The organism is Sphingobium sp. RS1, from assembly GCF_056156825.1.
The window spans coordinates 180,751-193,995 of record NZ_JBLZXE010000003.1 but is presented as its reverse complement, the minus strand read 5'-3'; the positions used below and the strand labels follow the sequence as shown (position 1 = coordinate 193,995).

The window sequence follows — 13,245 nt, the reverse complement described above, 5'->3', positions numbered from 1 at the left end:
AAGTGACAAGTATAGACGGGCCGTTAATCGCCGGCGGAACATGCACAGCGCGCCGACACGATCGCCTGCCCGTCGCGTCGGCAATCGGGATATCGATTAATTGAACAGTGAGCAATTAAAAAATTAGACAGTGGATAATTAAATTTCTACATGGTTCCCATGGGCAGGCGATCCGATCATAGCCGCGTCGAACTGGAAGCGCTGATCCTGGAGGAAGGGCATCGGCATATGGCGGAAATGGGCTTTGCCCGATTCTCTGCGCGCGAGGTAGCCAAGCGGATCGGCTATGCCGTGGGTACGCTCTATAATGTATTCGGCAGTTATGACCTGCTGGTCGCCGCGATCAACACACGGACCTTCGAGCAATGGGCGCACCATCTGGAGGAAAGACTTGCAGGCCCGTCCACCGATCGCATTGCGACTCTGGTCGAAGGCTATTTCAGCTTCGCGGCGGAGCATATGCATCTGTGGACAGCGATCTACGACCATCGGTTGCCGGCGGACATAGCGATGCCGGAAGCGCTTGCGCGGCGGCGCGGTGCGTTGACAGACGTGATCGTCCGGGAGGTCGCTGCCATCCTCCCGGCGGCCAATAGGGATCAGGCCCCTCGCCTCGCCCGGTCGCTGGTCGCTACCGTGCATGGCCATTGTACCTTCGCGCTCAACGGCAGCTTCGCCCTGCTGGGGGAGGCCGATCCTCTCGGGATGGCAACGGCCCGGGTCAAGGAGTCGCTGGCCGCCGCAGGCGCCGATCTGCCACTCAATTATGCAGGATGCTGAGTGCCCATCCATCGCAGCTGACGGCTGCCTGGCAAAGCTTCCGATCGACAGAGCCAGCGCGACGGGACGCGACAGGCGAAGTTCACAATGTCGTCGGCCTTTTTCGGCCTGAAGCGCCTGCCAGGCGTTCGCGAAGCGTCCCCGACGCGCCTCCCACGCGCAACATGGGTCACGACTGGGCCACAGCGATGCGGCAGGAATGCGACAGGGGCCTAAACGGGACGTACCGGCCGAGAGAAGCGGATGAATGGCGAGCAGCAGCGGTTCCATCCGTCAGGACAGATCAGAAGAAACCCTATTTTGGAAGGGTTTTGAAAGGCACCGACGAGGCAGACCGGAGATCGCCGGCAAAGACAGAAAAAAGGGCGCGACCCCGATCGACCGCGCCCCTTTTCTGATCGTTACAGCTTGCCGCTCAAGGACACGCCGATGATGCGCGGTTCGTTGAACACCGGCGCCATATAGTTTTCGATCACGCCCTTCATATTCTTCTCGCCGGTGATGTTGCGGGCGAAGGCGGCGATCTCATATTTGCCGTCCGGCGCGGTGTAGCCGATCTTCAGGCCGCCCTCGAAGTCGCCCTTCGAGTAGAACTCCTTCGTCTTGTAGAGGACGAAATTGGTGTAGCCTTGAATGTTCCAGTCGGTCGCCGCGAAGATCTTGCCGCCATTGCCCAGCGGCACGTCATAGCGGGCCGCGATGTTGGCGGTATATTTCGGCGCGTTGGGCAGCGGGTTGCCGTCGATCTGGGCGAAGACGCCGCGGCCGGCGACGGTCACGGTCGGATCTTCCACCGTGCAGACCACCACGCCGTTCAGCGTGCAGACCTGCGCGTAGACATTCTTGTCGTTAATCTCGCTGTGCAGCAGGCTGAGGCCGGCCGACACAGTGAAATTCTCGAACGGACGCGCTTCGAGGTCGGCTTCCAGACCATAGGCCTTGGCCGCGTCGGCGTTGAACAGGACGCCATTGCCGTTCACATCGTTGCCGTTCAGCTGAATGTCCTTCACCTTCCAGGCGAAGCCCGACAGGTTGAAGCGCAGGCGATTGCCTAGCAGGCTGGTCTTGATGCCACCTTCGTACGACATGATCGTTTCCGAATCTGCCGTGGTGAAGTCACTGTTGAAGACCGCCGAGCGGCCCTGGATGGTCGGGCCACGGAAACCACGCGCGACGCGGGCATAGAGGCTGACTTCGGGGGTCAGTTCATAGAGGGCGCTGACGTCCCAGCTCGGTTCCTTGCCGGTCAGCTTCACGTAGCGACGGCCGGCATAGGTCGACACGCCCGCCGCATTGGCGGTGGCCTTGACCAGACGGGTTTCCTTCGTGTCCTTGGTGTAGCGGCCGCCGGCGGTGATGGTGAAACCGGGGACGACTTCATAGCTGGCCTGGCCGAACAGGCCCCAGCTTTCATTCTTGTTGCGCAGGCGGACCCAGTTGTTGGGATTATGCGCGGCCGTCGTCAGGAAATAGGCGCGCTGATAGAAGTCGGTGGTGTCGCGGCTGTCGAAATACATGCCGCCGACCTGCCACTTGAAGGCGCCACTATCGTTGCTGGCGAGGCGGACTTCCTGCGTCAACTGGTCGAGATCGCGGACATTGCCCTGGCTCTGGCCGAAGCCGTTGGCCACGCCACCCACCGGATAGTCCGCGCCCGCACCACCATCGGTGTCGCCACGGCTGTAGCCGCTGGTGGTTTCATAGGCGGTGATCGATGTCAGGGTGACAGACCCCATGTCGATCGCGATATTTTCCGACGCGCCATAGGTCTTGTAGGCCTGCGGGTTGTCCATCGCTTCGTCGAGCGCGATCTTCGACCGGGGTTCGCCCGACACGCTGTTGCTGCCCTTGGTCAGGCCGGCGCGGTGGAAGATGGTCGAGGTGCCGTCATAGTCGCGCGCGTGAACGCTGGTCAGCATCGACACATTTTCGGTCGGCGTCATCAGCAACTGAAGGCGCATATCCTTCTCATTATAGCCGCCCATCGCGTCCTTCCTGGGGGACACGGTGCCGTCGGCGCTGGGGCCGGTGTAGGTGTTGTCGACCCAGTCGTCGCGATGCTGGTAGAGGGCCGAGACGCGGAAGGCGAGCTTGTCCGCGACGATCGGGCCGCCGATGCCGCCGTCGAAGGTGACGGTGTTATAGCTGCCATAGCTGGCCTGGGCGCGTCCCTGCCAGTCCATCGAGGGACGGATGGTGTCGAACTTGATGATACCCGCCGTGGTGTTGCGGCCGAACAGCGATCCCTGCGGGCCGCGCAGCACTTCCACCTGATTGACGTCGAACACCGGGTTCGACTTCAGCACGACATGTTCCAGCACGACATCGTCCTGGATGATCGACACCGGCTGCGACGCGCCGAGATAGAAGTCGATATTGCCAAGGCCGCGGATGTAGAAGCGCGGGAAGATGCGGCCGGTGGTGGTTTCGGCGTAAAGGCCGGGCACGCGGGCGGCGAGTTCGAGAATGTCGCCGCCGCCGGCGGTCAGGTTGCGCAGCGCATCACCTTGCACGACGCCGACCGAGACGGGCACCTTCTGGAGATTTTCCGAGCGACGCTCGGCGGTGACGACGATTTCGTCCAGTTGATCGGCGCCGGTGGCCTCCTGCGCCTGCGCGGCATGGGCCGTGGTCAGCGCGCCGAGCGCGGCGGTCAGCATCAGTGCCGACCGGGTGAAGAGTGTCTTGGACAAAGTCGTACCCCATAATCTTGTCTTGCAAAGGCTCGCGGCCTCCATGGGCGCGGCCGCTAGGGTTCGATCATGTCCTTATTGTGACATAATGTTGCTTGATCGGCGCGACTGATCGCAAAGCGGAGGGCTGTGGCAATCCCGCCACAGCCCCCTTGTCGTTCAGCCGCGATAACGGGCTTCAGCCAGATCGAGTTCGCGCGTCAGCTTCCGGGCCGTACCGCCGCTCACCAGCCGATCGCGGATCATGCGCGCCAGCGTGGCGCGTTCGGCCTTGACGCCGACCAGCGCAAATTCGGCCGCGAGGCGGCTGCCGGCTCGCGCCTCGTCCGCCTGATGTCCGCTCAATCCCTCGATCCGTTCGCGATAAAGGTCCATCACGCGAGTGCCGGCGGTGGCATAGAGATCTGCTTCACCGCGATCCTCCGCCAAGGCATGCTGGTGGCGCTCGATCGCCTGGATCGCCGCATGGGCGGCGACGATGCGGGCGCTGTCTTCCTCTGCCTGCTTCGAGGGTTCGGGCGGCATGGTCAGCCCCTTGAGCAGGAAAGGCAGCGCGATGCTGGCCAGAATTAGCGAAACGACGATGACGCCTGCCGCCAGGAAGATCGCCAGATCGCGGGCCGGGAAGGCGGTGCCATCGTTCAGGGCGAGCGGCAGAGTCAGCACACCGGCGAGTGTGATGGCGCCGCGTACGCCGGCGAAAGAGGTGGCGGCGACCAGTCGCCAGTCAGGGCTCTGCAGATCGCCCGTCCGATTCGTCTTGCGCAATATGGTGAGGTGCAGCGACGCCCAGACCCAGGCGAAGCGCAACAACGCAAGGCCGGCCACGATGGCGATGATATAGATGGCGAGCCACCAGGGCGAGGCATGGCCGGTCAGCGCGACCGTTTGGCGCGCGCCCTGGAGAATGCCGGGCAGTTGTTCGCCCAGCAGCACGAAAATGATGCCGTTGAGCGTGAACTGGATCATGTCCCAAACGGAATTGCGCCGCATGCGCGTGCTGGCCATGGTTTGCCGGGAGATTTCCGCGAAGGTCATGGTGACGCCCGCAGCAACCGCCGCCAATATACCTGACGCATGAATATGTTCGGCCAGCATGTAGGAGCCGAACGGGATGAGCAGGCTGACGAGAATCTGCGATCCGGTATCTTCGCCCCAGCGTTTCGTCACGAACGCCTTGGCGCGGGTGACGGCCAGTGTGACCGCGACACCGATCACCAGCCCGGCCCCTGCCACCCAAAGGAAATTGAGCGTCGCAGCGCCGGCCGAGAAGGTGCCCGTCAGCGCCGCGGCAACGGCAAAGCGCAGGCAGACGAGGCCGGACGCGTCGTTGAGGAGGGATTCCCCTTCCAATATATGCATCATCCGCTTGGGAATGGGCACCCGCGCCGCGATGGCGGACACGGCGATCGGATCGGTCGGCGACACGACGGCGGCCAGCGCGAAGGCGACCGCAAGCGGCATGGCGGGGATCATCCAGTGGATGAAGAAGCCCATGCCGACCACGGTGAGGAGGACAAGGCCCAGCGCCAGTTCGACCACGGTCGAGACGTCCTTGAGCAGTTCATCCTTGGGAATGCGCCAACCATCGAGAAAGAGAAGCGGCGGGAGGAAAAGGAACAGGAAGAGTTCCGGGTCGAGATCGACCCGGTGCGACGTCGACAGGCCGATGATCGCACCGAGCAGAATCTGCACCAGCGGCGTGGGTATGGAAATGGGCAGCATTCGAGATATCGCCCCGCTGACGACCACGGCCAGCAGCAGGAAAAGCACGATCGAAACTGTCTCCAAACCAATCCTCCGTCTCTGGATGCGGATGGACCCTAGAGGCCGAGAGGCGAAGGGGGCAACCCCGAAGGCCTGATAATATCCCGAAACCTAAGCGGCGTGAACGCAGGGCCGCCGCTCTGGATCGGGCGATAAAGTGACAAAAGCACCGCAAAATGCATGCAGAATTGTCACCTTATGTCGCTTTTGCGGTGCCTGCGCGGGCAGGCCTGCAACCCATCTTCTGCCGACAATCGAAAGAACCGATCGCAGAATAATGGAGTTCGATCCTGCAGGACAGACAACAGGCTGCCTCGCATATATCAAGGGACAGAGAGATGTTGGCGGATACGTCCACGCCGCCTAGCTGGCCTTCGCGATGCGGAAGGCAGTTTCGGCGTCCGCGAGGCAAGCAGGCACCGCATCGGCCGGCATGGCACGAGCATAGAGGAAGCCCTGTCCGACATCACAGTTGATGTCGCGCAGATAGGCTTCCTGCGCCGCCGTCTCGATGCCTTCGGCCACGATTTCCAACCCCAGGCAATGCCCCAGATTGACGACCGTCGACGTGATTGCCTCCGCATCCGTGCTGTTGCCGATGCGCTGAATGAAGGAACGGTCGATCTTGAGCAGGTCGACCGGGAATTGCGTCAGATGCGAGAGCGATGCGTAGCCGGTGCCGAAATCGTCAAGCGCAATACGGATGCCGTGGTCGCTCAAAGCCCGCAATTCGCGTTCGACCTCACCGGCGCTATGACCCAGAAATACATTTTCCGTTACCTCGATCTGGATACAGGAGGGCGGCAACTGGCGCGCCGTCAGGCTGCGTATGACCTTGTCGGCGAAACCGCCCTGACGGAAATCGGCGCCTGCTACGTTGATCGCCACATGGCCAAAAGGCAGGCCCATGCCGGTCCAGCGCTGGATATCGTCCAGCACCTTTTGCAACATGCGCTCGCTGAGCAGCGAACCCAGTGCCGGATCGTCAAAGGCGGCACGGACCATATCCGGCGTGCGAAGCTGGCCATCCTGATCGCGCCAGCGCAGCAAAGCCTCGAATCCGCTGACCTGCGAGGTTCGCAGCCAGACCTTGGGCTGGTAATGCGGGACGATCGTGTCATGGGTCAGCGCCTGACGGGCCAACGCGATCATCGTCTGGTGCCGCTCGACCTCCACCATCATACCCGGTTCGAAGATGCGCAGCCGGGCCCGGCCGCCCGTCTTGGCAGCGTAGAGGGCGATATCGGCCGCCTTCATGATTTCCGACCAGGTCCGGCCGTCGCGCGGGATGAAGCTGGCCCCGATGCTGGCGCTGCATTCGAGCAGCCGGCCTGCATGGTTGATCGGGGTGCGCAACTGATCGTAGATGGTCTGGGCGACCTGTTCGACGGCCTCGACAGAGCGGGCCGCGATCACCAAAGCAAATTCGTCGCCACCGGTGCGGGCGACCAGATCGCCCTGCCCCACTGCGGTACGCAGCCGATCGGCAAAGGCGCAGAGCAAGGCATCGCCGCCATCATGGCCGACGCTGTCATTGACGGCCTTGAAATTGTCGACATCGACGATGAGCATCGCTGCCTCCATCTCTCGTCCGACATGGGCTAATGCCTGGTCGAGATGGTCCTGAAGCAGCGCGCGATTGGGCAGGCCGGTGAGCGCGTCATGCTGCGCCATCCAGACGGCCTTTTCCTCCGACTTTTTCTGATGGGTGATATCGCGGGCGACCACGATCAGCCGGCCCGAGGCATCGGACGTCCTGTTGATCGCGATGTCAAACCAGCGCCGTTTCGTAAGTTCGGGGGCCAGTTCCGTGTCGGGCATCAGGCTGAGGATCAGGTTGGCGGGCTGATCGGCCTTGGCCTGATCCAGCGCGCGCTGCGCCGCTGCCCGATCGTCCTCCCCGACTTCGGACAGCCAGTTGCGGCCGATCAGATTGTCGGCACTCAGTCCGCCCTCCGGCTGGTTGTAGAAGATGATCCGATAATCTTCCTCCAGGATCAGCATATGATCGGGACTGGAGCGCAGGATGGTTTCGTTGAGCGACTCGCTCCGCTCAAGATCGGCGATGGCCGTCATCCAGGATACCAGCATCCGATGCAGCGCGAAGGATGCCGAGAAAATGGTGAGCATGAAGATCGGCAACTGGACGCTGATGACGGGAAGAACCGGGTCGGCGGTCAGGCTGCCGGCCACGGCGCAGGGCGCCAGCGCCAGAAAGACCATGGTGGCCGCCAGCCGGGGGGTGCCGAAATTGCGCAGGCATATGCCGCACACCATCGCGGCGGCCGACAGGCAGGCGATCGTTGCCAATATCCAGTCGCCCGACAGGATGCAGAGCGATGTGCCTATACCGACCGACAGGGCCCAGCAACAGGACAGCAGGGCCGACAGACCGCGCGGCGGCGTGACGCCCGCTTCCATCCGCTTCTTGCCATGGATGAGCACGGCCATCCGCACGAGGCCCAGGCCGATTTCGAAGAACAGCCAGCCTAGGAACGGCGCAGTGGGATGTCGCAAGGCGGCGATCGTAGCCACGGCCGTGGCATTGAGCACCCCGCCAAGGAAAATCGGCAGCGAGGAAAACAGGCCGTTTTTCAACTGATCCGCGATCACGGCCGGCACCCTGGTCCTCGAATCGAGGAGCCATTCGGTCAGGCGCGTGAAAGGAAAAGGCTGCACGTAGATCTTCACTCGGTCGGCCGTCGCCCGGCACAGAAAAGGCCGCGTGACGGAAGAATGGCGTTTCAGCCAGGTGCGCAGGAGCCTCTGACTTACTACTATCTATAAGATATTGGTTTTTAATCACTTAACCGCGCCAAGCCATTCTCCGGTGGATTCAGACCCGGCCAATGCGGCGAAGGAGGGCGAAAATCTCTCTCCGCCCCAGGAAAAGCGAGCATGGCGAAGGACGGTTCGCCGGCCTATTTCACTTCCCGTTCAGGCGCTTGCGATTAAAGTGAGAGTGATCGCTTGGCAATTTTGAGGTGTGCTACTTGCTTAGATATTGGGGGGCCTATGCCCTGCTGTCCTGCCTGTCAGCCGTGGGCGCGCAATCCAGCGCGCAGGCCACCACCTATTATGTCAATTCGATCAAGGGCGACGATCGGTTGAGCGGCACGTCCGACGCGCTGGCCTGGCAATCACTCGCGCGGGTGAGGGATTTTCCGCTGCAACCTGGCGATCAAATCCTGCTGGCGGCTGGATCGGCATGGAAGGAGCCGTTGACCATCACCCGATCAGGCAAGGCGAATGCCTCCATATTGGTCACGGCGACTGGCATCGGCCCGCGCCCCCGTATCGATGCCGGAGGCGTATCCCCGCATGCCGTCGCGGTGCTGAACGCGGAATATGTGACGATCAGCGGGCTGGAAGTCACCAACAGCGCCCCTGCCCCGGCTCAGCGCTATGGCGTGCTGGTATCGGCGCAGGATCGCGGCGTCACGCGCGGCATCCGCATCGCCGACATGTATGTGCATGACATCAGCGGGACCAACGCGCGCAAGGATAATGGCGGCATCGTCTTCAGCGCTACCGGGCAGAAGCTTGCCACCCGCTTCCGCGACCTCATCATCGAACGCAACATCGTTTGGCGCGTCGATCGGTCCGGCATTGCCGGGATCAGCGACCGGGTGACCTTCAGCAACTGGTTCCCGAGCGAGGATGTCGTCATTCGCGACAATTATGTCGAGGATATTGGCGGCGATGGCATCGTGCCACGCGGCACCGACGGCGCACTGATCGAGCATAATATCGTGCGCTATGCCGGCAGCCGCGCGCCGGGCTACAGCGCGGGCATCTGGCAATGGAGTACGGACAACAGCCTGATCCAGTTGAACGAAGCCGCCTATACCCGCACCCGCTACGACGGTCAGGGGTTCGATTCCGACTTTAATTCACGGCGGACCACACTGCTCTACAATTACAGCCACGACAATGCCGGCGGCTTCCTGCTGATCTGTTCGCCCAAGCGGAACGACAAGGACAATCTGGGCAATCGCGGCACGGTCGCCCGCTATAATGTCAGTCGCAACGACGGCACCCGTATATTCCAGCTGTCAGGCAATGTGTCCGACGCGCTGGTAGAAAAGAATGTCATTCATGTCGGCAAGGCGATGGATGTGCAGATGATCGTGGCGACCAACTGGGATGGCTGGGCGCGCGACGTGCGGTTCCAGGACAATGTCTTCAAGGTGGCCGGCACGGCCCGATATGGCAGCGAAATCGGCCGCAATGGCCCCGACTACATCATCAAGGCCGGCTTTGCGCCGGTCGAATATATACGGTTCAAGGACAATGCCTATCTGGGGCGCCATATCGACCTGCCGGACGACGGCCTGATCCAGCCGCCTACAGCTTATGCGGAGCAGCCGCTCGACTGGGCCGTGCCTGTCTTCAACCCTGCCAGTGCCGACGGTTTTGCCGACTATCTGGTCCGGCATCGGGCATGGATGCTGACCATGCTCCAGCGCGAGCTGCAATCCACGATCGACCTGAAGCAATCGCGCCGCATATCGATATTCGAAGCCCGTCGATGATGGGGCGCGTCGAACTGACCGGTTAGACGGGTCAGACCGGGCGGCATCGCGACGTGCTGCCCCGGACGACCAGTTCGTGCGGCAATGTCAGGTGCGCGACTGCGATGTCCCTGCCGCCCAATATGTCGAGCAACATCGTCATCGCCTCTCGCCCAATCGCCGCCTTGGGCTGAACCACCGTCGTCAATGGCGGTTCGAAGAAGGAGGAAATCGCGATATCGTCAAAGCCGATGACCGACACATCATCCGGGCATGATCGGCCGGATGCCCGGATTGCGCCGATCGCACCCATCGCCATTTCGTCGCTGAAACAGAACAGGGCCGTCACGCCCTGTTCAAGCAGGGCGGCGGCATTGTCGAAGCCGGACCCTGCCGAAAAATCGCCTTCCAGCACCCCGAGCTGATCCGACAGGCCATGGTCCGCCGCCACCGCCTGCGCGCCGGCCAGCCGATCCCGGCTGATGGGGCCGACCAGCGGCCCGGTAATGATGCCGATGGCTCGATGCCCCAGACCGATCAGATGCAGCATGGCATCCCGCCCGGCCGCGGCATTGTCGATATGCACGCTCGGGACGATCAGATCCTGGCTATATTCGCAGCCATTGACGACCGGAACGGCGCCCGCCCGGTCCGTGACGAGCGCATGCACGCTATCTGGCAGGCGATGCCCGAGAAAGATCATGCCATCAACCTCCCGCCGCCCGACCATCTGCGCATATTGATTTTCCAGCACCGGATCGTGCCGCGTATCCCCCAGGACCACGGCATAGTCGGCATCGCGCGCGACCTCTTCCGCGCCGCGGATCACGCTGGCGAAAAAGGGATTGGAGATATCGGGTACGGTGACGAGGATCTTGGCCGCCTTGTGCGTCCGTAGCGCCCGCGCAACCACATTGGGCTTGTAGCCCAATCGGTCGATCACATCCATGACGCGCTGCCGCGTCTGCTCGCTCACCCTGCCCGGCTGGCTGAGCACCCGCGATACGGTCGCAATGGAGACTCCTGCGGCTTTCGCCACATCGATGATCGTCGGCATCATCCGTACATGCGGGTTACCCTCAACAATGTCGACGGGTTTCTTTGTAAACCTTTACATCGGCAATTTTCCTACCTATTCACCCCAAAGAGCGGACCAATCCGACTTGGTTGAGGATATGCCATGACCGGTGCCACACCTGTTTCCAGCGGCGGCGATGCCGCGTCGCCATCGATGATTTTGACGTCGCGCCTGAGCGCGATGATGTTCATGCAGTTCTTCGTCTGGGGAGCATGGAACGTGACCCTGGGCCTCGTCATGCAGACGGTGGGACTAGGCGCGCTCATCGGCAACGCTTTTTCGGTGGGGCCCATCGCGTCGATCGCCGGGTCCTTCCTGATCGGCATGGCCGCGACGCGCTATCTTGCGCCCCGGATGCTGATGGTGGTGCTGCATCTTGTCGGCGGTGTCCTGCTCTTCCTGCTTCCAACGCTGATTACGCCGGAAACCGGCGGCACGTTCGTATGGCTGCTGCTGGCCTATATGATCCTGTACATGCCCACGGTCGGCCTTTCGAACACGATTGCGCTCAAAAGCTTTGGCGCACGGGTCGATCGCTTTCCCTTCGTGCGGGCCTTCGGCACGCTGGGCTGGATTGTGGCCGGCCTGATTATCGGCTGGGCGGGCCTGTCCGCCAGCCCGAAAATCTTCCAGGTCGCCGCCATCGTGTCGATCGCGCTGGGGCTTTACAGTCTGACATTGCCCCATGTGGAGGCCGATGCACCACGGGATGAAAGCCTGGTGCGCCAGGTATTGTGCGTCGAGGCGTTCAACCTGCTCAGGCAGCGCTCCTTCCTCATCTTCATCCTGTGCGCGACCCTGATCTCCGTCCCGCTCGCCATGTATTATGCCTATGCGTCGCCCTATGTCGGCGCGGCCGGCATCAGCAATGTCGGCGGCACGCTGGCCATCGGCCAGATGTCGGAACTGGTCTTCATGTTCTCGATGCCCTGGCTCTATCGCCGTTTCGGCGTGAAGCCATTGCTGCTGATCGGCATGATCGCCTGGGCCGTGCGCTATGCGCTGTTCGCGATCGGGGATGGGGAAGGTTCGATCTGGGCCATCTATCTGGGCGTCGCGCTCCATGGCCTGTGCTACGACTTCTTCTTCGTGGCCGGCGCCATCTACACCGGCACGATCGCCACGCCCAAGGGCGTCAATGCGCAGGCGCAGGGCATGCTCACCCTCTTCACCTACGGCGTCGGCATGCTGCTCGGCTCGCAGATCGGCGCATGGCTCTATGCCCAGATGCCCGCCACGCCGGACATCGCCGACTGGCATCATATGTGGTGGTACCCGGCCATTGCCGCGGCCGTCATCGCCGTCCTTTTCCAGATCGCATTCCGCGACGACAGCCGCGTGGAGACGCAGCCATGAAGACAATCAAGGGACCGGCCATTTTCCTGGCGCAGTTCATGGGCGATACCGCCCCGTTCGACACGCTGGATAATCTGGCGCGCTGGGCCGGGGAACTGGGCTATAAGGGCATCCAGATCCCGTGCGATCCGCGGCTCATCGATCTGAATATCGCGGCGGAAAGCAAGGGATATTGCGATGATCTGCGCGGCATGCTCGCACGGTATGGCGTCGAGCCTACTGAATTGTCGACCCATTTGCAGGGACAACTGGTCGCGGTTCACCCCGCCTATGACACGCTGTTCGACGGGTTCGCTCCATCTGCCTTGCGCGGCAAGCCGCAGGAACGCCAGGCATGGGCCGTCGACCAGTTGAAGCTGGCCGCAAAGGCAAGCGCCAATCTGGGCCTTGCCGCCCACGCGACCTTTTCCGGCGCGCTCGCCTGGCCCTATGTCTACCCCTGGCCGCAGCGCCCGGCGGGCCTGATCGAGGAAGCCTTTGCCGAGCTGGCACGGCGCTGGCGCCCGATATTGGACGCATTCGATGCCGCCGGTGTCGATTGCGCCTATGAAATCCATCCGGGCGAGGACATTCATGATGGTGCGACCTGGGAACGCTTCCTGGCCGCCGTCGACCATCATCCCCGTGCAAAGATATTGTTCGATCCGTCACATTATGTCCTGCAACAGCTTGACTATCTCGACTTCATCGACCGTTATCATGACCGGATCGCCTGCTTCCACGTCAAGGACGCAGAGTTCAACCCGACCGGGCGAAGCGGCGTCTATGGCGGCTATGAGAATTGGGCGGACCGTGCCGGCCGGTTCCGTTCGCTGGGCGATGGACAAGTCGATTTCAGCGCCATTTTCTCCAAGATGGCGCAATATGACTTCCCCGGCTGGGCCGTGCTGGAATGGGAATGCGCGATCAAACATGCGGAGGATGGCGCCCGCGAAGGCGCGCCCTTCATTCGCGATCATATCATCCGCGTGACCGAGCGCGCCTTCGACGATTTCGCCGCGAGCGATCTCGACCCGGAGGCCAATCGCCGCCTTCTGGGTCTTTGAACGCCCCGCGC

Annotated in this window: 8 protein-coding genes; 4 read left to right on the top strand and 4 right to left on the bottom strand. The window is 62.3% G+C overall.

Annotated elements, in window-relative coordinates; all coding sequences use genetic code 11:
- Window positions 1–159: 159 nt before the first annotated feature.
- Window positions 160–780: a TetR/AcrR family transcriptional regulator gene (locus ACNHGR_RS20955; RefSeq protein WP_475288693.1), complete on the top strand. Its 621-nt coding sequence runs from the start codon at window positions 160–162 to the stop codon at window positions 778–780.
- Window positions 781–1,181: 401 nt separating this feature from the next.
- Here the strand turns inward: ACNHGR_RS20955 and ACNHGR_RS20950 are convergent, their stop codons facing one another.
- The 3 genes from ACNHGR_RS20950 to ACNHGR_RS20940 all read right to left on the bottom strand — a co-directional run bounded on the left by ACNHGR_RS20950 (window position 1,182) and on the right by ACNHGR_RS20940 (window position 7,853).
- Window positions 1,182–3,473 carry a TonB-dependent receptor gene (locus tag ACNHGR_RS20950; protein ID WP_475288691.1) on the bottom strand — a complete coding sequence of 764 codons (2,292 nt, stop codon included), beginning with the start codon at window positions 3,471–3,473 and terminating at the stop codon, window positions 1,182–1,184.
- Window positions 3,474–3,632: 159 nt separating this feature from the next.
- Window positions 3,633–5,264, bottom strand: coding sequence for a Na+/H+ antiporter (locus ACNHGR_RS20945; protein WP_184274693.1), 1,632 nt, complete (start codon window positions 5,262–5,264; stop codon window positions 3,633–3,635).
- A gap of 339 nt (window positions 5,265–5,603) precedes the next feature.
- Entirely contained in the window at window positions 5,604–7,853 is a 2,250-nt protein-coding gene (locus tag ACNHGR_RS20940; RefSeq protein ID WP_475288688.1) for a putative bifunctional diguanylate cyclase/phosphodiesterase, read from the bottom strand.
- A gap of 380 nt (window positions 7,854–8,233) precedes the next feature.
- On the opposite strand from ACNHGR_RS20940, the gene ACNHGR_RS20935 reads away from it, so the two are divergent.
- Window positions 8,234–9,775, top strand: a complete 1,542-nt coding sequence (locus tag ACNHGR_RS20935) for a right-handed parallel beta-helix repeat-containing protein (RefSeq protein WP_475288686.1) — start codon at window positions 8,234–8,236, stop codon at window positions 9,773–9,775.
- A gap of 31 nt (window positions 9,776–9,806) precedes the next feature.
- On the opposite strand, the gene ACNHGR_RS20930 is transcribed toward ACNHGR_RS20935, so the two are convergent.
- Window positions 9,807–10,811 carry a LacI family DNA-binding transcriptional regulator gene (locus ACNHGR_RS20930; RefSeq protein WP_184274994.1) on the bottom strand — a complete coding sequence of 335 codons (1,005 nt, stop codon included), beginning with the start codon at window positions 10,809–10,811 and terminating at the stop codon, window positions 9,807–9,809.
- 123 nt (window positions 10,812–10,934) lie between these two features.
- Between ACNHGR_RS20930 and ACNHGR_RS20925 the strand changes: the two genes are divergently transcribed.
- Window positions 10,935–12,188 carry an MFS transporter gene (locus tag ACNHGR_RS20925; protein ID WP_475288684.1) on the top strand — a complete coding sequence of 418 codons (1,254 nt, stop codon included), beginning with the start codon at window positions 10,935–10,937 and terminating at the stop codon, window positions 12,186–12,188.
- Window positions 12,185–13,234, top strand: a complete 1,050-nt coding sequence (locus ACNHGR_RS20920) for a sugar phosphate isomerase/epimerase family protein (RefSeq protein WP_184274687.1) — start codon at window positions 12,185–12,187, stop codon at window positions 13,232–13,234. The genes ACNHGR_RS20925 and ACNHGR_RS20920 overlap by 4 nt, the downstream gene beginning before the upstream one ends.
- Window positions 13,235–13,245 lie beyond the last annotated feature (11 nt).